Annotated in this window: 17 protein-coding genes and 2 tRNA genes; 5 read left to right on the top strand and 14 right to left on the bottom strand. The window is 46.0% G+C overall.

Annotated elements, in window-relative coordinates; translation table 11 throughout:
* Positions 1 to 278: 278 nt before the first annotated feature.
* The 9 genes from C1S74_RS03390 to hppD form a co-directional block, all read right to left on the bottom strand.
* Complete coding sequence (locus tag C1S74_RS03390) at positions 279 to 1,100, bottom strand: mechanosensitive ion channel family protein (protein ID WP_045401464.1); 822 nt, start codon at positions 1,098 to 1,100, stop codon at positions 279 to 281.
* Between the two features lie 227 nt (positions 1,101 to 1,327).
* Positions 1,328 to 1,404 (bottom strand) — tRNA-Val (locus C1S74_RS03395).
* 46 nt (positions 1,405 to 1,450) lie between these two features.
* Positions 1,451 to 1,527: transfer RNA gene (locus tag C1S74_RS03400), tRNA-Val, on the bottom strand.
* 179 nt (positions 1,528 to 1,706) lie between these two features.
* On the bottom strand, positions 1,707 to 2,045 hold the full coding sequence (locus tag C1S74_RS03405) for a hypothetical protein (RefSeq protein WP_045401465.1): 339 nt from the start codon (positions 2,043 to 2,045) through the stop codon (positions 1,707 to 1,709).
* 143 nt (positions 2,046 to 2,188) lie between these two features.
* Positions 2,189 to 2,851 carry a DUF2726 domain-containing protein gene (locus C1S74_RS03410; protein ID WP_045401467.1) on the bottom strand — a complete coding sequence of 221 codons (663 nt, stop codon included), beginning with the start codon at positions 2,849 to 2,851 and terminating at the stop codon, positions 2,189 to 2,191.
* Between the two features lie 197 nt (positions 2,852 to 3,048).
* Complete coding sequence (maiA, locus tag C1S74_RS03415; protein WP_045401469.1) at positions 3,049 to 3,717, bottom strand: maleylacetoacetate isomerase; 669 nt, start codon at positions 3,715 to 3,717, stop codon at positions 3,049 to 3,051.
* 20 nt (positions 3,718 to 3,737) lie between these two features.
* A complete protein-coding gene (locus tag C1S74_RS03420; protein WP_045401470.1) occupies positions 3,738 to 4,775 on the bottom strand; it encodes a fumarylacetoacetate hydrolase family protein in 1,038 nt (345 codons plus the stop codon).
* Positions 4,776 to 4,784: 9 nt separating this feature from the next.
* A complete protein-coding gene (locus C1S74_RS03425) occupies positions 4,785 to 5,915 on the bottom strand; it encodes a homogentisate 1,2-dioxygenase (RefSeq protein WP_045401472.1) in 1,131 nt (376 codons plus the stop codon).
* A complete protein-coding gene (gene hppD, locus C1S74_RS03430; RefSeq protein ID WP_045401474.1) occupies positions 5,908 to 6,981 on the bottom strand; it encodes a 4-hydroxyphenylpyruvate dioxygenase in 1,074 nt (357 codons plus the stop codon). Before hppD ends, C1S74_RS03425 begins: the two co-directional genes overlap by 8 nt.
* 388 nt (positions 6,982 to 7,369) lie before the next feature.
* Here hppD and C1S74_RS03435 point away from each other — a divergent pair, with 388 nt between their 5' ends.
* The gene (locus C1S74_RS03435; protein WP_045401476.1) at positions 7,370 to 7,831 is read left to right on the top strand and encodes a TetR family transcriptional regulator; all 462 of its coding nucleotides are present in this window, start codon (positions 7,370 to 7,372) and stop codon (positions 7,829 to 7,831) included.
* A 335-nt stretch (positions 7,832 to 8,166) separates the two neighbouring features.
* Here the strand turns inward: C1S74_RS03435 and C1S74_RS03440 are convergent, their stop codons facing one another.
* The 5 genes from C1S74_RS03440 to C1S74_RS03460 are packed head-to-tail and all read right to left on the bottom strand — an operon-like array spanning position 8,167 to position 15,894.
* Positions 8,167 to 9,444: a sensor histidine kinase gene (locus C1S74_RS03440; RefSeq protein ID WP_045401477.1), complete on the bottom strand. Its 1,278-nt coding sequence runs from the start codon at positions 9,442 to 9,444 to the stop codon at positions 8,167 to 8,169.
* Positions 9,441 to 10,130 carry a response regulator transcription factor gene (locus C1S74_RS03445; RefSeq protein WP_045401479.1) on the bottom strand — a complete coding sequence of 230 codons (690 nt, stop codon included), beginning with the start codon at positions 10,128 to 10,130 and terminating at the stop codon, positions 9,441 to 9,443. The genes C1S74_RS03440 and C1S74_RS03445 overlap by 4 nt, the downstream gene beginning before the upstream one ends.
* Positions 10,131 to 10,170: 40 nt before the next feature.
* Positions 10,171 to 13,317, bottom strand: a complete 3,147-nt coding sequence (locus C1S74_RS03450; protein ID WP_045401481.1) for an efflux RND transporter permease subunit — start codon at positions 13,315 to 13,317, stop codon at positions 10,171 to 10,173.
* A gap of 1 nt (position 13,318) precedes the next feature.
* On the bottom strand, positions 13,319 to 14,506 hold the full coding sequence (locus tag C1S74_RS03455; RefSeq protein ID WP_045401483.1) for an efflux RND transporter periplasmic adaptor subunit: 1,188 nt from the start codon (positions 14,504 to 14,506) through the stop codon (positions 13,319 to 13,321).
* Positions 14,503 to 15,894, bottom strand: coding sequence for a TolC family protein (locus tag C1S74_RS03460; RefSeq protein ID WP_045401485.1), 1,392 nt, complete (start codon positions 15,892 to 15,894; stop codon positions 14,503 to 14,505). Before C1S74_RS03460 ends, C1S74_RS03455 begins: the two co-directional genes overlap by 4 nt.
* Before the next feature lie 266 nt (positions 15,895 to 16,160).
* Here C1S74_RS03460 and C1S74_RS03465 point away from each other — a divergent pair, with 266 nt between their 5' ends.
* From C1S74_RS03465 to C1S74_RS03485, 4 genes are all read left to right on the top strand, one after another.
* Positions 16,161 to 17,267, top strand: a complete 1,107-nt coding sequence (locus tag C1S74_RS03465; protein ID WP_045401486.1) for a M20/M25/M40 family metallo-hydrolase — start codon at positions 16,161 to 16,163, stop codon at positions 17,265 to 17,267.
* Between the two features lie 426 nt (positions 17,268 to 17,693).
* Complete coding sequence (locus C1S74_RS03475; protein WP_156145323.1) at positions 17,694 to 21,404, top strand: M66 family metalloprotease; 3,711 nt, start codon at positions 17,694 to 17,696, stop codon at positions 21,402 to 21,404.
* 158 nt (positions 21,405 to 21,562) lie between these two features.
* Positions 21,563 to 21,991: a hypothetical protein gene (locus C1S74_RS03480; RefSeq protein ID WP_045401489.1), complete on the top strand. Its 429-nt coding sequence runs from the start codon at positions 21,563 to 21,565 to the stop codon at positions 21,989 to 21,991.
* 9 nt (positions 21,992 to 22,000) lie between these two features.
* Complete coding sequence (locus tag C1S74_RS03485; RefSeq protein ID WP_045401491.1) at positions 22,001 to 22,675, top strand: Crp/Fnr family transcriptional regulator; 675 nt, start codon at positions 22,001 to 22,003, stop codon at positions 22,673 to 22,675.
* The last annotated feature ends 15 nt before the right edge of the window (positions 22,676 to 22,690 follow it).

Here is a 22,690-nt window from a genome sequence, read left to right on the forward strand (position 1 = left end):
CAACAAAGCATCAAACGATTTTAGTGGGGACGCCTAGCTCGAACCCTTTAGGCAGCGTTTGTTGGTCATGTCTACTGCGTTATCGAACTCTCATGCAGGCTAACTACACATCAAAGTCTCTACCTTGTATAAATATCCAACAAGTCGCTGCAAAAATCAGCTCGAAAGGTCAATAGACCCTAGAGCATTCCATAAAAACACGCGACAAGGCATGCTATTACATTGACAACATTGATATTGACTAGAAAACAAAAAAAGGAGCTTACGCTCCTTTCTCGTTATTGGTGGATATGTACATCTCTTTGAGGGAATGGAATCGTGATATCTTCTGAATCAAAGGCATCTTTCACTCGCTCATAAAGGCCGAAATAAGCTGGCCAATAGTTTTCAGAATCTACCCACGCCCACACTAACATACCAATATGACTGTCACCGTGCTGACTCACATGCACAACAGGCTCTGGAACACTAATGATCAGATCGTAGTTTTCCATTACTTGCATGAGAACGCGTCTCGCCTTGTTAATATCATCGCCATAGCTAATACCAAATTCGATATCAATACGACGTTTTTCTTCACAAAATAGATTCTTAACAGTCCCGTTAGACAAAGATCCATTTGGGATAATGATTTTTTGGTTGTCATAGGTAAGCAGCACAGTCACAAAAATTTGAATATCGACAACCTTGCCCATGTGCCCTTGGGCTTCAATCACATCACCAACTTTAAATGGCTTGAAAAATAGGATAAGTACACCACCAGCAAAGTTAGACAAACTGCCTTGTAGTGCCATACCGACCGCTAGACCAGCGGCACCGAGCATTGCAATAAAGGATGTGGTTTCAACGCCAATCATAGATGCAGCAGAAATGATCAAAAGGATTTTTAAAATGACAGAAGCAAGAGATGAGAGAAAGCCTCTCAAACCGTGCTCAATTTTCATTTTTTCCAAAGTCACTTCTATTGCGCGACTGACTTTACCGACAAGCCACCAACCGACAAACAACACAATTAAAGCCAAAATGAACTTTGGTCCAAATGTCAGCAATAACTCCAAACACTTTTCATACAGCGCTTCTAGAGAAATGTTATTCCACATTTGTATCCCTCTCTATATCTAAAAAAAGAGGAGCACTTTCGTTCGAGAAAGAGCCTACTGCAACTATCGCTGTTCAATATTAAAAAAGACAATCACACTTTTCGTTTGGTTTGACGTTCTAAGTCTAGGTTTCAAAAGATTTAGGCAAATAAAGATTTAACAGTTTCAGATACGACAAAGCCCGCTAAGTTAGCGGGCTTTGTGTTTGTTCACGAAGAACTAAAATTTGGTGGGTCCGACCAGATTCGAACTGGTGACCCCTACCATGTCAAGGTAGTACTCTAACCAACTGAGCTACGGACCCAAATTTAACGTTCAGCATACTTTGGTTTTAGTATGACTTTAAGGAATGGTGGGTCCGGGCGAACTCGAATCGCCGACCCCTACCATGTCAAGGTAGTACTCTAACCAACTGAGCTACGGACCCATTCCTTAAGAACGAGAAGGATATTAGCTATATCCTATGAGGCGTGCAAGCATAAATTCACTAACTTTGATTCGTTTGGCGAAAATCTAAACTCAAGACCCGATTTTAGACGACTTTATCAGCAAACCACCATCTAACACGGCCTAAAAGTGTGATCTACTTAACTTTTATAATTCTGGCTAATTATCGTAAGGCACTTCACTGAGCATCCAGATCTGCAAAACCTGTGATACTTCGGGGCACTGACCAAACAAGATTTGGTATTTAGGCTCAAACGGCTCACCTATAAACGTTGTCCGGATCAGCTTACCGGTTTTGAGATCCACTTGCGTACTTACTCGCCCTTTGAAGTTTTGAAAAATCGCAAATTGTTCACTGTGGTAAACCATCTGGTCTCGATAGAACAAGAAATGATCTTGTGGCGTTTCAGTCAATTGGCATTCTAGTGGTTTTAAAGGCTGCTGAGCTTGAGCACTAAGTGCAACTAGCAGTGCTGATAGGCCCCATCCAAATCGCATCCTACTTCCCTATTCTTCTTTCTTTATCAAAGTATAGGTGCTTATAAGACAACCGTTACTAGCGACTGGATTTATTCGCTTTCTAAGATGAAAAAGGCTTTGACCCCATGAGCCAAAGCCTTCTGCTTATCTGGAAGAACGGTTTAATCGTCTTCAGTATCAAACACTACATTGTAGTTTTCAGTGTAAGTACAATTAGGCTGGCGACTACAAGTGAAGAAGCGTCGGCCTTTAAAATCACCTTGGCTCGCTGTTTTGATGATCATCGGACTACCGCACTTCTTACAAAAACGAATCTCTTTATCCGGTTCAATCAGATCAATGTGTGCCGCCAACAAGCGACGTAAACGCCCCACTTGGTAGCTGTGTTTTACCGATGCACCAATCAAAGGCAAATTCGCCGACTTACACACATGCATCAGCAACTTTTGACGCTCGACTTTGCCTTTATGCAGCTGCTGGCCATTATCAAGCTCAATAATCACACGTGGTTCAAGCGTTCTAGGATCGCAGATAACGTAATCAAAGTAGCTGCGTGAAATTCGGTTACTGGCAATAAAGAACTGCTTTTTATTTTTAATCTCTTTTGGTGCGATCAACGTTGCCATGTTTACTTTGGCAAACACCACAGCATGATCACCAACCGCCGCTCTCAATGCATTAAAAAACGCCCCTTCCTGCCCTTTTAATAAAGGACCTTTCGAACGGTATGGGAAGTCTCGCGTGTCATCGTTTTTGATCACGTACTTTTGAATGATAAAGAAGAAAACAACAAGTAGAACAACAATGATAAAGATGTTGGTCATAGATAAAGTGCGCCCAAAACAACTAGTTGCTCAAAGCCTAAAGGGAAATCCCAACCAGAGCAACAAAACCGATAAATTTTGCGGGGTGATAATAACAGTAGCCAACGTTTTGAACACGATTTTTACATGAACCAGAGAGAACAAAAACGGACTCCATAAAGAGCCCGTTTGTTAATCAGTAAGATGTAGAGAAAGTACTAGCTGTTCGCGTCGGGTTGGTTCTCTGGCATGGCATCAATAAACGCGGGCAGTTGATTACACGCTTCTACAATCGAGCTAATTACCGGATAAGGCGTCATATCCACTCCAAAACGTAACGCATTGTACACTTGAGGCACTAAACAAATATCAACAACAGAGGGAGAGTCAGTCACACTGTAGATACAGTTTCCATGCTGTTTTCGATGCTGGTTTAGTTTCTCTTCTAATGCCGTAAAGCCTTGATTTACCCAATGATGAATCCACTCGATTTTCGTCTCTTGTTCACACAACAGCTGCCCTTCTAGGTACTGCAACACGCGCAAGTTATTGAGAGGGTGGATCTCCATCGCGATATCCTGAGCCATTGCTAATACTTGGTATCTCAGCGGCGATGGTTCTGGAATCACTGGAACTTGCGGATACTGCTCATCGAGATACTGAATGATGGCAAGAGATTGGTTTAACTGAATATCACCATCCACCAGCACTGGCACAAGCTCAGAGGCGTTTAACTCATGGTATTCCGCGCTGTGTTGTTCACCGCCGTTACGTACCAAGTGAACGGATTTGGACTCGTAACTCAAGGCTTTTAAGTTTAAACAAATACGCACTCGATAAGCCGCCGAAGACCGCCAGTAGCCGTAGAGGGTGATGTTATCGCTCATACTTCCCTTGCCCCTCACTCTCAGTGTTTTAGGTATTGGCTGACTTGCTGATCAATCGCGCCAAAGATCGAGTCGCCATCTGCGTCAAACATTTCCAACTTGATTGAGTCACCAAACGACATAAAGCACGTCGACGGTTTGCCATCACGAATAGTTTCAATCATGCGCACCTCTGCAATGCACGAGTAGCCTACGCCACCCTCTCCGATAGAGGTACCGTGCTCCGTGCCCTGCTTGTTCGATACCGTGCCCGAGCCAATGATTGCGCCCGCAGAAAGTGGACGGGTTTTGCTGGCATGGACAATCAAATCAGCGAAATCAAACGTCATATCTACACCTGCATTTGGACAACCAAATGGTGCATTGTTATAGGTTGAAACCAAAGGCAAATGAACTTTGTTCTCATACCATGCTTCACCCAGCTCATCTGGCGTTACTGCAACAGGAGAAAACGCCGAGGACGGTTTTGATTGGAAGAAACCAAAACCTTTCGCCAGCTCCGCCGGGATCAAACCGCGCAACGACACATCGTTAACTAGCATGATAAGACGAATTGATTCTTGTGCTTCTGCAATGCTTGCTCCCATCGGCACGTCACCAGTGATCACGGCTACTTCACCTTCGAAGTCAATACCCCACTCGTCGGTGGCAAATTCGATGTTGTCGCAAGGACCAATAAATGCGTCAGAACCGCCTTGATACATCAAAGGATCGGTCCAGAAGCTTTCTGGCATTTCCGCACCGCGCGCTTTGCGGACTAGTTCGACGTGATTAACGTAAGCACTGCCATCTGCCCATTGATAGGCGCGTGGCAATGGTGATGCTAGATAGTGGGATTCAAACTCTTCGCTTCCTGAGACCGAACCATTGTTTAGCGCGTTATAAAGCTCTTCCAGTTGTGGAGCGACTTTATCCCAGTGATCCAATGCTACTTGCATGGTTGGCGCGAGATGCATCGCGTGGAAAATTTCGGTTGCCGGCACACATTGTGTCAGGTCTTTGCTCACGACCATCAACAGACCGTCGCGAGTGCCATTTTTCTTGGTTGCTAATTTCATCCTTGCCCCTTAGTTCTCTTGCCAGCTATAGACGTATTCTTTGTTTTCAACCTTATCGAGTTCGTCAGAGAACTCGAGCGCGTGGCGCGTATCAATCATCACAGCCACTTCGTCGGTAAACTTCTTCTTATATTCCTGACCTGCTTTGAACGCTTTCGGATGAGGACCGTGGGTAAAACCTGCAGGGTGGAAAGTCACCATGCCAGATTCAATGTTGTCACGGCTAAAGAAATCCCCTGCGTGGTAGAACAAGACTTCGTCATAATCGTCATTGTTATGATAGAACGGCACCTTCAGTGCGCCCGGGTCGCTCTCGATTGGACGAGGTACAAACGTACACACGACAAATCCGGCACCAACAAACGTGGTGTGCGCAGAAGGTGGTAAATGATAACGATGCGACATCAATGGACGAATATCACGCCAGTTCACTTTAACTACCGCCAAATCACCGTGCCAACCAATCGCATCAAGCGGATTAAATGGGTAGGTAATGACGCTGACTTTGTCATGGCGCTTCACATGAACTTGAGTTTGATCTTCTGAGTACTGCGCGCGAAACTCGTCATTAATTGACGGCGTTTCCAGAACAGCCGGGTCGAACACAGCATGATTGCCCACCATGCCTTTTTCTGGCAAAGAATAAGCGGAATCAGTATTTTCAATCATCAGAACAAACATCGGCTCGCTTGGTTCTAATCGCCAACTGGTTGAGCGCGGGATCATTACGTAATCCCCTTCACTCACTTTGAGATGACCATAGTCGCAGTAGAGGTCAGCAGTTCCGTGATGGATGAATAACAACTCATCGCCATCGGCGTTACGCACTAAGAAGTCCATCTTCTCGTCCATTCGCCATACGCGGATCTTACAGTTGGCGTTGTGCAGAAGATGCGGCACTGCCCAAGGCGAAATCTGACTCGCCGTTTCGACTAGGTTGAAATCGAAAGCGCGCGGGCGTAAATCCCCTTCCCACTCAGACCAACCTGTCGGTGCGTGTTGATGATGAAAGTGTGCCGCAGGACCGAAGAACCCACTTCGACCTGCTTCACGTTCGTAAATTGCCTCTTCCGGGAAATCAGCATGTGCTTGCTTGGAGCACACTCCCTCCCGATGAGGGAATGTGATCCATTTATGCATCGCTTAGTACTCCTCGGCGGATTTGGTCTTCTTCAATCGATTCAAACAAGGCTTTGAAGTTACCTTCACCAAAGCCTTCGTTGCCTTTACGTTGGATGATTTCAAAGAACACAGGACCAATAACAGTCTGGGTGAAAATTTGCAGCAAGATGCCGTCTTTGGTTGGCGCGCCATCAATAAGAACTTGCAGATCGCGCAGTTTGCTGACGTCTTCCCCGTGTCCTTTTACGCGCTCGTCGACTTTCTCGTAGTACGTGTCTGGTGTTGGCATAAAGTCCAGGCCGCGATCACGCAGTGTTTGAACGGTTTGGTAGATGTCATCGGTTGTCATCGCGATATGCTGAATACCTTCACCGTTGTATTCACGGATGAACTCTTCAATCTGCGATTTGTCATCTGAAGATTCGTTGATTGGAATGCGGATCTTGCCACAAGGCGCTGTCATGGCTCGGCTAACAAGTCCGGTCAGTTTGCCTTCGATGTCGAAGTAGCGAATCTCGCGGAAGTTACCAATGCGCTCGTAGAATCCAGACCACACGTCCATGTTGCCTTGCTTCACGTTGTGAGTCAGATGGTCGATTTCGTACATACCAACGTCGGCTTTCGCTAGGCGCTCGTCTGCATCGTCGTAGAAACGGAAGTCGACATCGTAAATGCTTTGTTTACCGTAACGATCAACGAAGTACAGAAGACTTTCGCCAATGCCGTAAATCGCCGGAATGCTCAGTTCCATCGGACCGATTTCCGTTTTGTACTCTTCACCGCCATTATCCAGCGCTTGTTTGAGTGCCACGTTGGCGTCTTGCACGCGAAATGCCATGCCACAAACAGAAGGTCCATGAACTTTAGCAAAACCTTCTGCCTGACTGTGAGGTTGAGCGTTGACGATAAAGCTGATGTCACCTTGTCGGTACAGCCACGCCTCTTTGGAACGGTGTTTTGCGACTTCTGCAAAACCCAACGAAACAAACAATGCTTTCAATTGCTCAATACCTTCACTGTTTGCCGCTGTGTATTCAACAAACTCGAATCCATCCGTGCCTAATGGGTTGTAGGTGTCCACCATGACTTTCTCCTTATGTCATTGTTGTGTTTGAACTTGTGTTCTCACTTAATATTTCTAACTTGGCGCAGGAGGTGAAAAATTGGAATACATGGGCAGAAATCTAGGTTTACGTGGTTTGAAATAGAGATTGTAAATTTTATGTTACACGCAATTTTGTTATAGCAAACGTTTACGAAAATTATACGGAAATCGAGCTATATCAATGCATTATCATATCCAGCATCAATTTACACACCGCAGCAAGATGTAAGCAGATTGTTACCATGGCGATTTTTATGGGCAGTAACGCGCATTTCTCATTCAAACAACGTCAAGATAAGGATATTTATATGGAATGAGTGACGATAAGTGTTAGTATCATTTTTTAATCACAACACTGGCAATAGTTATGGCACGCCGAACTCACGAAGATACCCAAATCACCATCAACACCATTCTCGATGTCGCGACAGAGCAATTGATCACGCTTGGCTACGAGAAGATGTCCTACACGACGTTGAGTGAGCAAACGGGTATATCGAGGACGGGCATAAGCCACCACTTTGCAAAAAAAGCCGATATTCCACGCGCACTGCAAGGCAGACTACTAAAGATAATCGTAGATAAGTTAGACCTCTCTGTTAATGAGGACACCTTTATCAATAGTTGGCAACATCACTTTAAAGATGCCGAATTCATGGCTATTTGGCGTTTGGCATTTTTGATGACCGTTTGTGAGCATCACACGCCTTATCTTAGCGATTTTCAAAGTCAGGTAGAGGCAGTGACTTCCTACAAGTTAAGTAAGGATAGCCAGCGCACAATTGAATGGATGATTGGTTTAACCCTGTTGAACTTGCAGCGAAATTAGCCAGACTGTTTGAGACAAAGCCGAGTTACTGACTCGGCTTTTAGCATTTTCAGACTTAGAAAACTTAAATTTGATTATTTTTGATTAAAGCAGCCGAACCCTTTTCAGAGTCCGGCCTATCCAGAAAGGCAGTGCGAGAGGACATGAATAAACAGAAACCTCATTAATCCACATTAGTGACATTGCTTCAATAATTGTCCGTTAAATTACAATCGACCATGCAGATATACTGTTAACTTTTCATCAATTACATAAATAGATCGATTGACTGCATAAAGCACTTACCTTGCCATCAGCATTACAATTTTACGTTTTAAATTCATTAACTTATTTAGTTATACCTTCAGCTCAAGAGGCAAAGCAAAACAAACTACCACACGACGACCAGAAGAAGTTGGCGTGTTCTCGTAATGCCATCCATATTGATCAATCAGCCGTTCCGTCAACTCGAGTCCTAAACCAAAACCGAGATCTTGTTCTACTTCGTTATTAGATAGGTTGTCGTTGTCGATTCTCAGATCATTGCCAATTTGCTCAATGACAACTTTACCGCAGTAAGTGTGTTGAAAAGCATTGCGAATGAGATTGGTGATCACGATTCGGCATAGACCAGAAGGCAACTTCAACTCCGTATTATCGGTGGAAATTGAGACTTCTACTTGCTTGCCATGCAGCACATAAGTGAGTTCTTGGTTGATCTGAGTGACCAAGTCACCAAGCACAACACTCTCCGTCGGCAAACTTTTGTCTTCCTGACGATTGAGCCATAACAAGGTCTCCGTTAAGTCCGTCATGGTAAATACTGCACGTTCTATTCTTTCGAGTACTTCTTCTTGCTTCGCTTTATCCACTTCTTTACTGATCATTTTGCTCAGCAATTCTGTGTTGGTACGAGTCACAGCGATGGGTGTTCTAAGCTCATGGCTCGCGTACCCGAGGAATTGTTTTTCACGATCTAAGCTGTCTTGTACTGAACTTAAGCTGGACTGTACAATTTCGGCTAATGAGTTTAGCTCACTGTACTGGAAACTTGGGATGGGCTCCTTAAGCTTTTCTTTATCGAGAGATTTTGCCCACTCACGCAGATCTTCAATGGGCGTGGATACAATTCTTAAAATTACGAATAAAGCGGCTGAAAACAGCAAAAGTGCCCCGAGCGCAGTAAAGATGATGTAGAAGAAGTGCGGAATTTCCTCGTCACGAAATCGTGTATCCCCTTCTCTCTCAGGAAGCTCCATCGAGACATACACTGCTTCGCCCCTATCTACGATTTTCATCGCAAAATAGCCTCTTTTAGGTGGCTTAGTAATTGGAATACCTTCTATATGCTTGAGCAACTCATTAGGGATGAGTTCGTCCTCATTAAAGGTTTCTCGAATAGGTAGAGGTAAGTCTTGCCAGCGCATCGCAACCGTCACTTCACCAAGTTTAACTGGGTGGTTTTCTTGCGGCGTGACTTGGCGGGCTTGGGCTCGCATAGAACCTGCCATCGCCATATCCATCCCTGAAAAGAAGTAATTCACCGCCACACCAGACATGATAAGAATGGTAACGGAACCAACAAGAAACATTACAGCAAGAAAATAAAGTCGTAAACTGCGCCTGATCCTCATTGCTCACCCTCTAACTTAAACGCAAAACCTCGACCAACAATGGTGTGAATGAGCTTGTGTTTCGCATTAGCATCGACTGCTTTGCGTAAGTTATGCATGTGCACCTTCAAGCTATTACTATCCGGTTGTTCGTCTCCCCAGACACTATGCATGAGCTTTTCACGGGAGACGGCATTTGGGCTCTCACGCATTAAGGTTTCTAAAAGCGTTACGCCGATAGGTGTCAACTTGAGCTCCGTTCCATCTCGGCTTGCGATCTGGGTTTGTAGTTCTAATTCAACCCCTTCGACCATCAATTTCGTTGCTTGTCCACTTCTTCGGCGCGACAACACTTGTGCCCGTACGATCAATTCTTCCATCGCAAACGGCTTAACCAAGTAATCATCGGCTCCTTTTGAGAAGCCCGTCAGTTTATCATCCAAAGTATCACGGGCTGTAAGCATTAAAACAGGAACATCTATTCCCAATGCACGAAGATTCGCACACACCTCTAGCCCATTCATCTTGGGCAAATTGAGGTCCAGTATGACGGCATCATAGGGATTCTGTTTGATCAGATAAAATCCAGCAACACCATTGGCAGCATGGTCACACTGAATATCTTCCAGTTCGAGGTAATCAATCACGGCTTTCGCCAAATCTAAATCATCCTCAACCAACAATAATTGCAGTTTTTCAGAATTCATCCTTTCCTCTAAATATTCATTCAATGTGACCGTGTATGAGTTATGCCGTGCTTTCTACCTTGCGCATCACTCGTTGTTTAATACGCTCTATACTCGTTCTAATATCGTTATCAATCATCAATAATGACGGGGTTAATATCAACGTAATCAACGTCGCAAACAAAATACCATACCCTAGTGCTGCCGCTGCAGGAATTAGGAATTGCGCTTGCATCGATGTTTCGCTGAGTAGCGGAGCAAGACCTGCAAATGTAGTGACTGATGTCAGTAGTACCGCGCGCAGTCGCCCAGTGCACGCTTGTTTTATCGCCTCTGCTGGCGGCAGTTTCTTTTCTCTCACTAATTCATTGTAGCGCGACACCAACAACAAACTATCGTTCACTACCACGCCACTCAATGCCAAAATACCATTAAGTGACAAAATACTGATGGTCAAATCGTTCCACCAATGCCCAAGTATTGCCCCCACGATACCAAATGGAATCGCAACCATGATAATCAGTGGCTGGACATAAGACTTCAATGGAATAGCCAACAGCGAAAAGATAACGACCAACGCTAGAACAAACGTGCTTTCCATCGACTCTGTCGATTCTTGTTGCTGCTCGGCCTCCCCTGTAAAGTCGATCTTCAAGGTTGGGTAGTCCGACTGAAGTTCCGGTACCACAGTACGTTTAAGTTGATTAACCAACTCGTTTGATGAAATTACATCTTTATCGACAACAGCAGTTAAGTACACGGCCCGCATGTTATCAATGCGTGTGATTTCCGCTTGTTGATAATCTGAATAAACGTTCGCTACGGCCACCAAAGGCACCACTGCTCCTTCCGGGGTGCGAACGCTCGACTGTTTAATGTCAGCTAACGTTTGACGGTCATTTTCTGGATAGCGGACACGCACTTTGACTTCATCTTTTCCACGTTGGAATCGCTGAACAATATCGCCACCGAAGGACTGCAAAACTTGCTGCGAGAGACTTGCCGTATCCATACCAAGCGCACGACCTTGTTCGGTCAGTTCAAAGCGGTACTGTGGCTCACCCAAGTCCAAGTTGTCATCAATACCGCTGACACCTTGCATCGATTGAAGTGTCTGCTTGAACTTATTACCCGCCGCTTCAAGCTCGGTTTGGTCGTTGGCTTTCAATTCTACTTTAAAGTTATCGACCATTTCTTTGGAGGACATGACTTTCAGCTTCTTCACCCCTTCCATTTGCTCAGACATCTCAAGCCAAGCATGAGCAAAGTCATTCGCGCTGTAAGAGGCATCAGCATCCAATTCGACTTGTACGGTCCCAAGCTTATCTTCTTCTGCAATCACTTGAACACTGGTGATGTAAGATTCGGCGTTGCTCTCCTTTTTTGCTCGTAACACTTGGTCAACTTTGATCGCATTATCTTCCAGCTTCAATAAATTGGCTTCGGTTTGACCAAAGCTGACATCATTGTACAAACTGATTTCAGCGGTCACCGTATCACCCGTAATATCTGGGAAGAAAGCGACACGTACCGCGCCTGTCATCGGCATGCCAATGACCAAAATAAACAACGCAACAAACCCAAGAACCACAGCATAACGGAGTTCTAGTGCGAATTTAATGACCTTCTTGTAGACGCGTTCGTTTAGCCAATCTAAACCTTTTTCTGCACCACCTTGGATGCTGCTCCAGATGCCTTTTTTATCACTTCGATGGGTATTGATATGAGCCAGATGAGCAGGAAGAATAAGTTTGGATTCCACCAGCGACAACAGTAAACAAATGGTTACAACCATCGCAAATTGCGCGTAGATCTGCCCCATTTTTCCGTCGACCGCTGCGATAGAGAGAAAAGCAGCCACTGTAGTCAATACACCGAATACCGTCGGAGCTGCGACCTTCAAGGTACCTCTAATGGTGCTGTTTATATTGTCGCCTTCGGCTCGCCTTGTGGTGTAGATGCTTTCCCCGACTACCACGGCGTCATCCACCACGATCCCAAGTGCCATGATAAAACCGAAAGTGGTCATTTCATTGATGGTCAGCCCAACAAATGAATCAGTCATAAAGAACAAAGTCCCGAAGAACACAAACGGCAGACATGCGGCTACCCAAAACGCCACGCGAATGTTCAAGAACAGTGCAAGAACAATAAACACCAACGCGATCCCCGTCAGTGCGTTTTTCGCCAACAATGACAAACGATCTTTGATCATCGTACTCTTGTCGTACCAAGTATCGATTTCAACATTGTCAGGTAACAAGTTACTCGCTTTCCACTGCTCAACAACTTGTTTCGCTTGCTCTACGATGTTTACGACGTCACTGTTTTCATCCATTACGATCTGAATACCCATCGCATTCTGCTGCTTGTAACGTGACAATGTGTATGTGTCTTCTTCAAACGTATCGCGAACTGTTGCGATGTCACCCAATGTGATTTGACTGCCGCTCGCCGTCATCATAACCGGAATCGCTTTAAAATCTTCGACTTCGTATGCTTGCTCAGAGGCTTTCAAACGCACGGTTTTCGCGCCATTGCGTAGGCTAGTTGAAATTGCGGTTGAAGATTCTGCGTTGATGGCATCCGACACGTCTGTCAGTGTTAAGCCGTAAGCCTGTAACGCGCTTTCACTCACCTCTACGGATACCATAGGATCAACTTCAGCCTTGATTTCCAAATCACGTATCGCACTTTGACTTAACAAATCCGACTTCAATTGCTCTGCCAAGCTTTGTAACGTCGCTCGGTCGACGTCGCCATACAGCTGAACCCAAATCGCATGGTCTTGCATCCGCGCTTTATCAATAACCGGCTTGTCTGCTTCCGTAGGTAAATTATTGATGGCATCCACTTTGGTTTTGACATCCGTTAACAAGGTATCGAGTTCGTAATTGGTCTCTTTCTCAATCGAAACGTTACTACCGGACGAACTAGACGTTGAAGTAATACGCTTAATACCCGGAACGGTTTCAAGCGCTTCTTCGATCTTAATCGCTAAGCCTTCTTCAGCTTGTTTAGGGTCACCACTGTCGTAATTAACCGATACCGTCACCACATCCGGTTCTAAACTTGGAAACGCTTCTTTACGCAAAGAATTGACTGAAAACAGGCCAACAATGATCACGCCCAGCATCAGTAAATTCGCTGCCACTGGATTTTTAGCAAACCAAGCTACGATACCTTTTGGCGTTTGATTCGCGCTCATCTTACCCCTCCTCCTTTGGCGTCACTTTCATGCCAACTTGGAAGTTGCTTAACGGACGCATCACAACTTGAGCAGCGCCGTCAGTCAATGTAGGAGAAACATAGACTTTGTCTTGGCGCTCAAACAATTTGTGGGCGGACGATTTTTGTAAGACCCCCTGAGCGTCTACCGTCCAAATATCGCCTTGTGGAGATAATGCCGAGGCAGGCACTTCCCAAAGCTGATCAATTTTAGCACCGGTTAATTTCGCTTGAACAAACGTACCTGGGTACAAAGGGGTTTCCTGCTCCAACGGATAATCAACCACCGCAATAAGCGATCGTTGGCGCGTATCTTGGGTTACGTGTTGACTGGTACGCGCCACTCTAGCTTGCCATTGGTGCTCACTCGTAGTGTCTTGCACTGTAATATGCCATTCGCTGACATCATCTGTTTTTGGTAGATTTGCCCATTGTTGGTCAGATAGCGGGATCTCAACTTCAACGCGGTCGACGCTGTACAAAGTCGCGATATTGCTACCCGTGCTTAGGTAACTGCCGGGCTGTATTTCACGCACAACAACGAGTGCATCAAAAGGTGCTCGAATTACCGTATCTTCAAGATCTTTCTCTGCCTTTTTCAATGCTTGTTGAGCGTTATTCAACGTTGCTTGTGCGCTTACGAGTTGTGGTTTACGAAGCACAAGAGGCGAGCTTGGTTCTCCGTCTAAACCCGAACGCTCCCATTCCGATTTCGCCTGTTCACCTTGACGCTGTTCTTCTAACAACGCGAGACGTGCCGACGCCACATCGGCTTTTGCTTGAGAAACGGCTTGCTGGTAAGAGGTGTCATCGAGTTTGGCGATCACTTCACCTTTTTTAATAATGCGCCCTGTTTCAAATGATTCTGCAAGCGACTTCACTCGTCCACTAACTTCACTAGTAAAGCTCAAATCATAACGAGGTTTGGTTTCCCCATACCCGATAACTTCTGCTTGATAGCTCGCCGATGATGTTGTCTGCACCGCCACTTGTTGAAGTTTCAATGTTTGCTCGATATTCGATTGTGGCGCTTGCTCTACCACTTCAGTCGTTGGCTTTTCTTGTGGTGTTTTCGCTCGTGCTATATGGCTACCGTTATAAGCAGCAACCGCAAAAATAGAACCAGCCGCAGCTAGAGTGATGACGTAAGTAATGGCATTCTTTTTCATGAGGACACTCCTAAGCCCAAAGCAAGGCCTAAATCAATTCGGTTCAATAATCGTTGGTATGTGGCATTCGCCAGTTGAGCTTCGATATCGTAGGTTTGCTGTTGAACGGTGAGCAGATCAAAAATGTCGACCAAACCCTCACGATACTTCTGTTCGTAACTCACAAAGCTACGTTTGGCACTGGTTAGCGCGTCATTCAAATGCTGCTGTTGTTGTTCTAACGAGTATTCCTGACCAACCGCATTCTCAACTTCGTTAACAGCACTCAATAGCGTTTCTTGATACGCCCAGTAGGTTTGCTCGGTGGTAAGCTCAGCGATTTCTGCTTGTGATTTCAGCTTTCCACCTTGGAATAGCGGAGCGGAGACTTGCCCTAATAAACTCCATAACGGGCTGGTTAACAGCGCTTCGCTTGGCGTCTCTGCTATGTCTGACAAACTTGCGGATAAACTGAACGAAGGCAGCATGGCTTTGTAAGCCGCATCGGTCCGGTAAGATTCTGCTTCGATATTCAAGAAGGCTTGTTGTAGGTCAGGACGCCCCGACATGTCTTGTTGTGATAAACTGTCTAGCGGGTTAATCACGCAAGGGAATTGAGAAGTAACCTGTGGCTCACTTAACGCTGAATCCCATTGACCTGTTAGTAGTACTAAGCTGCGCTCACTTTTGGCTACGTTCTCTTGGTATTGAGCAACGGTCGAACGCGTAGATGACGCACTGGTTTTGGCATTGTCTAATTCTTCCAAGCTGCCTAACCCTACTTGGTAGCGTTGTAAAACCAGCACTTCATTGTTTTCTAAAATGGTTAAGCGGCGTTGCTCAATATCAAGCAACTGCTTATTTACGCTGATTTCTAACCAAGCACGCATCATGTTGGCCGCCAATAAATCCTTGGTGGCTTGCAGGTCGGCTTGAGACGCTGCAACATCTTTACGCGCTGCCGCACTGGTATCAGCGAGTTTTTGCCATAAGTCTAACTCCCAACTCACCGTAACATCGGCGCTGTAACTTTCATGGCTGTCTTCTTTATTTTCGCCAGAGAAATTCGCATTAACCGTTGGCAATTGGTCAGCAACTGTCACGCCCTGCTGCGCGTAAGCAATTCTCAACGCTATGATGCTCTGTTGCAGGCTTGGATTGTTTTTAAGCGCCGTTTGTAAATATTGATTGAGTTCTGGCACATTGACCAAGTCGGTGAGATAAGTTGGTGCCACGTTTTGAACCGTTGATTTAGCAAGGCCACGTTCGGCCGCCACTTTGTCCATCAATTTCTCGATGGTTTGCGTATTGGTTTGAGTCGCTTGAGAAGTAAAACCTGCATCACTGTTTGACGCACAGCCGACTAAGCCAGTCAGCATCAAAGTAATGATGGAATATCGAAATGTCATTTCATTGTCTCCCGCTATGATGAACGCAGACTAATGGCAAGGGGGTTAAGATGGGGTTAAGAATCAATGCGCTGACAAATCTTTGCTTTCGTGACCACCGCATCAGATCCGGAAATTGGCAGGTCAGAATAATGTCAGGCAGAGGTGTTTTTTGATTCAAGACAGTTTTCACATGGTTTAGGTATGTAATAAGAGGTGTTCTGTTCCCGTTCGGACTCGCGCTTTACTGGCTGCGGTCTCGACCAAGTAGAGAAAGAGACATCCAAATGACACAAATTAATCAAGAACGTCTAGTTGAACATTTCTGCCAACTGGTTCGCATCGACAGCGAATCTATGAACGAAAAACAAATCGCAGAAACTCTGGCTGAACAACTGGGCGAACTAGGCTTTACGGTTCACAAGCTTCCTGTACCAGAACACATTTCTAACGGCTTCAACGTGTATGCGCGTCTAGAAGGCAAGAAAGAAGGCTCTATCCTAATGAGCTGCCACATGGATACCGTAACACCGGGCATTGGTATCGAACCAATCATCGAAGACGGCATCATCCGATCTAAAGGCAATACCATCCTTGGTGGCGACGACAAATCAGGCATCGCAGCAATCATGGAAGCGGTTCGTTGTATCCAAGCTGAAAACCTAGAGCACAAAACGCTAGAGCTTGCCTTCACAGTGCACGAAGAAGGCGGTCTTTTCGGCTCTGAGTACTTCGACATGACCCACGTAACGTCTAAAGAAGCGATCGTTCTGGATACAGGCGGCCCTATCGGCACTATCGTGACAGCAGCTCCGGGTCAGCAAAAAATCGTTGCGACTATCAAAGGCCGCCCAGCACACGCGGGTTTGGCACCTGAAGAAGGCATCAGTGCGATCATGGTGGCGGCAGACGCTATCAATCAAATGAAACTACTTCGCATCGACGAAGAAACAACGGCAAACATCGGTATGGTAAACGGTGGTCAAGCGACCAACATCGTAATGCCAGAACTGAAAATTGTTGCCGAAGCTCGCTCGCTAAACGGTGAGAAGCTAGAAGCGCAAGTGAACCACATGATCTCAACGTTTGAGTCTGTATGTGAAAAACACGGTGCAGAAGTTGAAATCGAATCAAGCCGCGCCTACGACGCGTTTGTTATCGAAGAAGACAACGCTCACGTATCAGCAATCAAAGCGGCGTTTACTGACATGGGCATCGACGCGTTCACAAAAGGCACTGGTGGCGGTAGCGACGCGAACAACTTCAACAAGAAAGGCCTAACAACCGTAAACCTTTCTACCGGTATGGCAAAAGTACATACCACTGAAGAGTTTATCGCGGTTGACGACATGGTGAAAATCACTGAGTTCGTTAAGCACTTCCTAGTAAAATAAGCTAGTGAAATAAGCGCCCCGCTCGCTTAAACTCAGAAGATAACTTCATCCCCTTCTAGCCTTGCGCATGAAGGGGATTTTTTTGATTTCTGTTGAATGATGTATCCGTTCTCTTTTTCAATTAAACCACGAGAAACCACCCGCTCATCAAGACCATATAGCGTACGCATACATATAAAACGCCATTTTGTATAGATGGATAAATGCGAATTTGGACATAAGATACCAATCTGATTTCACCACTGAATGAAAGGTGGAAGCAAAATCACAACCGCAATTCATGCTATCTATTTCGACGTCAATTCCCATCAGATAATCAAATTCGTAAGGCGCTCACATCGAGAGGGCCTATGCAACCCCTCCATATTGTACCTAGCTTCTAGCGGTACATAAATGTCTATTCAATTGGCAAAAGTAGAGTCTAATATGAAGAAAAATACGCTCGCTTGGCTGATCTCCTCTTTACTAGGAAGTACAGCCACTTTCGCACACGCGAACCACGACCTGACGCTGGTCGAAGTCGGAAATCAAACCTTTGAACGCATTGAAATGCTCAAGCAATTGGCAGACAAAGGCCAAGGCTCGTCTCAGCGTGATGGTGAAACCTACCTTGATTTCCAAGGCTATGAGTACTGGGTGAACTTTGATGGCTACCCTAAGTTCCCTTTCCTATCTGGCGATCAAGATCAAGCCTACCGCAATGTGGTGGACTTCGTCGGTCCTGAATGGGAATTCATCATGTACAACGGTGGTTTCTATCTGATGCACAAAGAGTTTGGCGTGATGAACCGCGATGATACAGGCTGTTACGTTGAGTACATTCCTGCAGCTCGCGGCTCGAAACGTCCAAATGGTGGATACATTTGGCAATCGGAAATGATCCAAAACATCGAGGCCTCCGACTGTGGTGACTTATCCGCACCAAGTATCGATGCGCTGACCGTTGCGAACGTTTCTGATCAAGGTGTTCAGTTAAATTGGGCTGCTCAAACTGAAAACGACAACGTAGTAATAACACTGACTGAGTCAGGCGCAAATCCCGTTCGTTATGAAAACGTCCAATCAGGCTTATTCATTGGTAACCTGAAGCCAGACACTCGATACATCGTTGAGCTTTCTTCATGCAATGCAATTGATTGTATCGAACCTCAACAAGTTGAATTTACCACCAGCACAGCACGTCTTGGCTATGCTGACGAATTGCCTCTGGAAAATCACTTAAATGGCGATTTGACCGGCTCTATCCATTTTGCTCAAACCCATACCACCACTGCGCCAAGCCAGAACGATGTGAACCTATTCCCTGACTTGGTTATCGACCGTGAAGCACTACTATTGTTTACACCGGAAGACAAAACCGTTCAACAAGTATGGGTGGAAGTGAGCTTTAAAGGGAATGTAATTGCTCGCCTTCCGATGTTGCCACCAAGCGCACTTGCAGCTTCCGATCAACCAGATAATGGCCGTTCTAAAGTGGTATTCTCCCATCACGCGTGGTCACTGCCGCTGCAATGGGATTGGATGAAGCCAGGCTTGTCGCTGCGCTTAACCGATAACACTGATCGCCAAGGCGACTTAGCTGCCAATGAACTTGTCTTTGGCGGCGCGCCGGAACTTGTCATTCAAAACATCGACATGGGTATGCTCACGGCGCCGCGTGATGGCAACACTATGATCAAAAACATGGCAAAACTGAGCGCCGATTACTTCCAGAAAATCCCAGCATCTAAACTGGTGATGGCGGATTACACTGCCGCATACTTCCCGAAAGTCACGTTACCAAATGGCAAGGTTTACACCGCAAGTTCTGACGGTGAAGGCGGTTGGCACAGCGGCGACATGCGCGAAGCCATTGGTAAAGCGTTGGTATCCACAGGCGTGAACAATGCCAACATTGGTATTACCGATAGCGCGGGTTATTCGCAAGCTTACAACAAGCGCTTTAACCACATTACGGCGCACACCAACCGCGGCGTATACACCAACGGCATTATTGATCACGGCGGCAGTGGCGGTGGTGGCATCGTGACGTTAACAGCGACAACTGGTAACGAATGGTCGCACGAGTTGGGTCATAACTACGGTCTGGGTCACTACCCTTGGTATGCATCTACGCACGATTTGGAATCTGGTTGGGGTTGGGATGCTCTACATCGCCGCTTTATCGGTAACTTACACTGGACAGGTGAAGCCACGACTAACGATGTGGGGGGTGAAGTGGTGCCACCGTTTGCGGGTGAATTCCGCTTTATGCGTGACGCACAAGCTGGTGGCGAAGCCGCACTATTAGGCACCATTAGTCATTACACCTTGGAGCACCCTTCTCAGTCTCGCCGCGTTCAAACTTGGCTTAACAACGGCTTTAACGTTGATTTAAACAGCAGTACTGGTTACGCACGTTGGAACCAGGAAAGCCAAAGTTACGAAGAAGCGCAAACCGATACACCAGTGCCTAGCGCTGCAGGCGTGCCTGTTGTGACCATGTTGGGTATTTACGATCCGCGTAATGAACTTGCAAGCCAAGTTTACCCGCTGATTTACTCCAACTACGGCAACGTGTTTGAGCTACCTTCTGCACCAGACGTGACTTACCATCCGGAAGGTTGGCAAGCAGTATCTTCTTTGTCTGACGAGCAAATTCAACAAGATTTGTGGCAGATGATGAAAGTAAACAACCAGCAAGAACGCATTTGTCAGTTCAGCTACACCGCAAGCAATGGCGAAAGCGCAAACTTCGTCGGGACAGTGAGTGATGATTTGGCGCGCTGTGAAAGCAGTGAAGACATGTACTGGAGCGTCAATGGTGAACGTGAACGCATGATTTCTCAAGATCATGACTATTCACTACTGTCTAAGTACGGTGAAGGTGCGGTGACCTACACACCAAATGGCGAGATTGGCGAAGTGCCACTTTGTGTCTTGAACAAAGCAGGTACAACTCATGATGGCGCGGGCTACTTTACTTCTTCACACTGTCAGCAGTTTACTGGCGTGAAACACAAGAATGGCGCTGATTGGCGTTACGCGAAACACCAAGGCGGCATGCTTCAGCCAAGTATGATCTCTCAGCGTAGCTGCGCAGTCACCGTAGAGCGTGAAGATGGTTCAGTACAAAACATCGCGGTTGCAAGTAGACGACTTAACGACTCGCAAAGTAACAAGTTCCACTTTAACTTGGAACAGTTACCGTTACCGACTCGCGTAACGCTAAGCTGCACCGACGTAAATAGTGAGCAAGTGTTGGATTCTTTGACCCCAGATCAAAGCCCAGCACTTGATAAGCTTGTCGGTCCTATCTTTGTTGGTCAGGAACACGGTTACAAACAGTACGTTGATCAACAACTACTGTTTACTGATAACGCCTTACTAAACAGCATCGACTTTGGTTTTATTACTGACTTCGACAAGTTCGTTGCAGACAACTACGGTGCAGGCGTGCTGAACAACGGAGAGACAAGTGCAGGGCGCCGAGCAGGAGCATTGTACGTGTACCCGAACCCAGTATTGGGGACGCGTGATTACTTCTTAATGCGTGATATTTCTGCAGCTAATTTCCCGACGAATCAATCGGATAATGAAGGTTGGAAGTACTTAGGATCAGCAGAAAATCATGTTCAGTTTAGCTTTAACCCACTGACCATTGATCGCAGTAACAACGACAACGCCCAGCGCGTAGCGAGCTACTTCAATCAATCTAAGTTGCTGACATGGGAACAAGCAGGTACAACCAAATGGGGACAATCGGAAAACGCCATTTTCATCGACACAGATGAGGACGGCGCACAACGTTACTTTATGCAAAAACGTCCGGGTGTGAACAGTGCCCTGCCTACCCATAACGTCTCTGACGCAGATTGGCGCTTTATTGGCAGTGATACTGACATTGAACAGTACATTGCTGAGCTCAACCGTGACTTGGCCAAGTTTGAAGCGGAGATCCTAACTTGGCACAAACAAGAGCGAATGGGGATTTGGGGCGAAAACAACAACACAGGAACGATTAACGATATTTACGTTTATCACTTCCGCGGTGGTTACCATTACTACCGCTTAATTGACGGTAAATATTGGTACTTCCCTTGGCCAACCGAGACGAACCCAAATAACGCCGATTGGCAGTACTTAGGTCAGTTCTAAACTTCTAGAACAAAAATAAGATCATCATTAAACAGCCACGCCCTATTCAATTTAAAACTTGTATAGGGCGTTTTTCTATTTTAATCATGCGGTCTTTTTGGCGTTGACCTCAAAACGATATACACTACGCCCTCTTTTCAATCTTCTGAATAACGCCCATGACCGATGCCGATATCGAGCTGCAACACCTCTGGTTAGAAGTCCAAGCCGAGCGCTGGCAAAACCTGTCACGCTTCTTGTTTAGCTACTTCTGCTACAAGCACAACCTGGTGAGCAAAACCAATAAAGTTTGTTGGGAAACCGCCCGTGCAGCGCTGCCGTGTTCGGCGTCCATTGATGATCGTAAACACGCGCTTATTGAGCCTCTAGTGCCAGAGGATACTGTAGTCGGACTTTTAAAAACCATCAGTAAAGATGGTGATATGAGCATTGAAATGATGACGGCGACGCTAAACACGTTTTTGCGCTATGTTGTGATCAGCAAACAAGAAAAAGCGCAGCTTAAACCCAACATGCCTGCGAGCTGGTATCAACAACAGAGCAAGCCGCTGATGGCACGTTTTGAGCAAGCGGGCATTGTCATTTAAGGTAAGTCGATGCAGTTACAGACCCTAGGTAAAGGACGCTTTGAGGCGCAATGGAGTGAAGATAAACATCTCATCGAACAAACGATCCGAGATTGCATATGTACGCGCCGAATTTTTGATGAAAATGAAAAGCTCCTCACCCAAGGTGAGCATGTCGAGAACTTGTACCTTGTTGATTCAGGTAGAGTCTCTATGGGCGTAACAGCCAGAAATGGCAAGACCTTTCTGCTTGGTACGCTTGAGTGCGAACAACAAGTTTTTGGCGAAATGGAGTTCTTTACTGGCTATCGCTGCCAAATGGACATCGTTCCGGTAGAGCCAGTTGAAGTTGCCATTATTGATGCGCAAAAACTGCAAAAATGCTTACTAGAACAGCCTCGCCTATCGCTTTACTTTGCCAGCGCCATCGCGATTGATTACCAAGATACGGTGGAGATTCTTTCTCGCCGGTTACTCTATCCGATCACCTATAACGTGGCATACGACATCTACCATCAGTATTTAAATGATCTGCCAGTGGATGGGTTCCAAAAGAACTATTTGGAAGCGGAGCGATTTGCCACCTCAGACCGTGTATATCGCCGCGCAGTGAAAGAACTAGAGAACAAAGGCTTTATCGCTAAAGAGAAGAAAGGACTGCGCATTCTCGATTTGGATGGACTGCGTGATTTCGTTGAACAGTAGCCTCATTTCCAAGTT

This window comes from Vibrio hyugaensis (genome assembly GCF_002906655.1).
Taxonomy (GTDB): Bacteria; Pseudomonadota; Gammaproteobacteria; order Enterobacterales; family Vibrionaceae; genus Vibrio; species Vibrio hyugaensis.

Bases quoted from the DNA above. Each gene is read 5' to 3' on its own strand.
- C1S74_RS03475 (WP_156145323.1), top strand. From the start codon at position 17,694: ATGAAGAAAAATACGCTCGCTTGGCTGATCTCCTCTTTACTAGGAAGT.
- C1S74_RS03480 (WP_045401489.1), top strand. From the start codon at position 21,563: ATGACCGATGCCGATATCGAGCTGCAACACCTCTGGTTAGAAGTCCAA.
- C1S74_RS03405 (WP_045401465.1), bottom strand. From the start codon at position 2,045: ATGCGATTTGGATGGGGCCTATCAGCACTGCTAGTTGCACTTAGTGCT.
- C1S74_RS03390 (WP_045401464.1), bottom strand. From the start codon at position 1,100: ATGTGGAATAACATTTCTCTAGAAGCGCTGTATGAAAAGTGTTTGGAG.
- maiA (WP_045401469.1), bottom strand. From the start codon at position 3,717: ATGAGCGATAACATCACCCTCTACGGCTACTGGCGGTCTTCGGCGGCT.
- C1S74_RS03420 (WP_045401470.1), bottom strand. From the start codon at position 4,775: ATGAAATTAGCAACCAAGAAAAATGGCACTCGCGACGGTCTGTTGATG.
- C1S74_RS03410 (WP_045401467.1), bottom strand. From the start codon at position 2,851: ATGACCAACATCTTTATCATTGTTGTTCTACTTGTTGTTTTCTTCTTT.
- C1S74_RS03465 (WP_045401486.1), top strand. From the start codon at position 16,161: ATGACACAAATTAATCAAGAACGTCTAGTTGAACATTTCTGCCAACTG.
- C1S74_RS03455 (WP_045401483.1), bottom strand. From the start codon at position 14,506: ATGAAAAAGAATGCCATTACTTACGTCATCACTCTAGCTGCGGCTGGT.
- hppD (WP_045401474.1), bottom strand. From the start codon at position 6,981: ATGGTGGACACCTACAACCCATTAGGCACGGATGGATTCGAGTTTGTT.
- C1S74_RS03425 (WP_045401472.1), bottom strand. From the start codon at position 5,915: ATGCATAAATGGATCACATTCCCTCATCGGGAGGGAGTGTGCTCCAAG.
- C1S74_RS03445 (WP_045401479.1), bottom strand. From the start codon at position 10,130: ATGAATTCTGAAAAACTGCAATTATTGTTGGTTGAGGATGATTTAGAT.
- C1S74_RS03435 (WP_045401476.1), top strand. From the start codon at position 7,370: ATGGCACGCCGAACTCACGAAGATACCCAAATCACCATCAACACCATT.
- C1S74_RS03440 (WP_045401477.1), bottom strand. From the start codon at position 9,444: ATGAGGATCAGGCGCAGTTTACGACTTTATTTTCTTGCTGTAATGTTT.
- C1S74_RS03485 (WP_045401491.1), top strand. From the start codon at position 22,001: ATGCAGTTACAGACCCTAGGTAAAGGACGCTTTGAGGCGCAATGGAGT.
- C1S74_RS03450 (WP_045401481.1), bottom strand. From the start codon at position 13,317: ATGAGCGCGAATCAAACGCCAAAAGGTATCGTAGCTTGGTTTGCTAAA.
- C1S74_RS03460 (WP_045401485.1), bottom strand. From the start codon at position 15,894: ATGACATTTCGATATTCCATCATTACTTTGATGCTGACTGGCTTAGTC.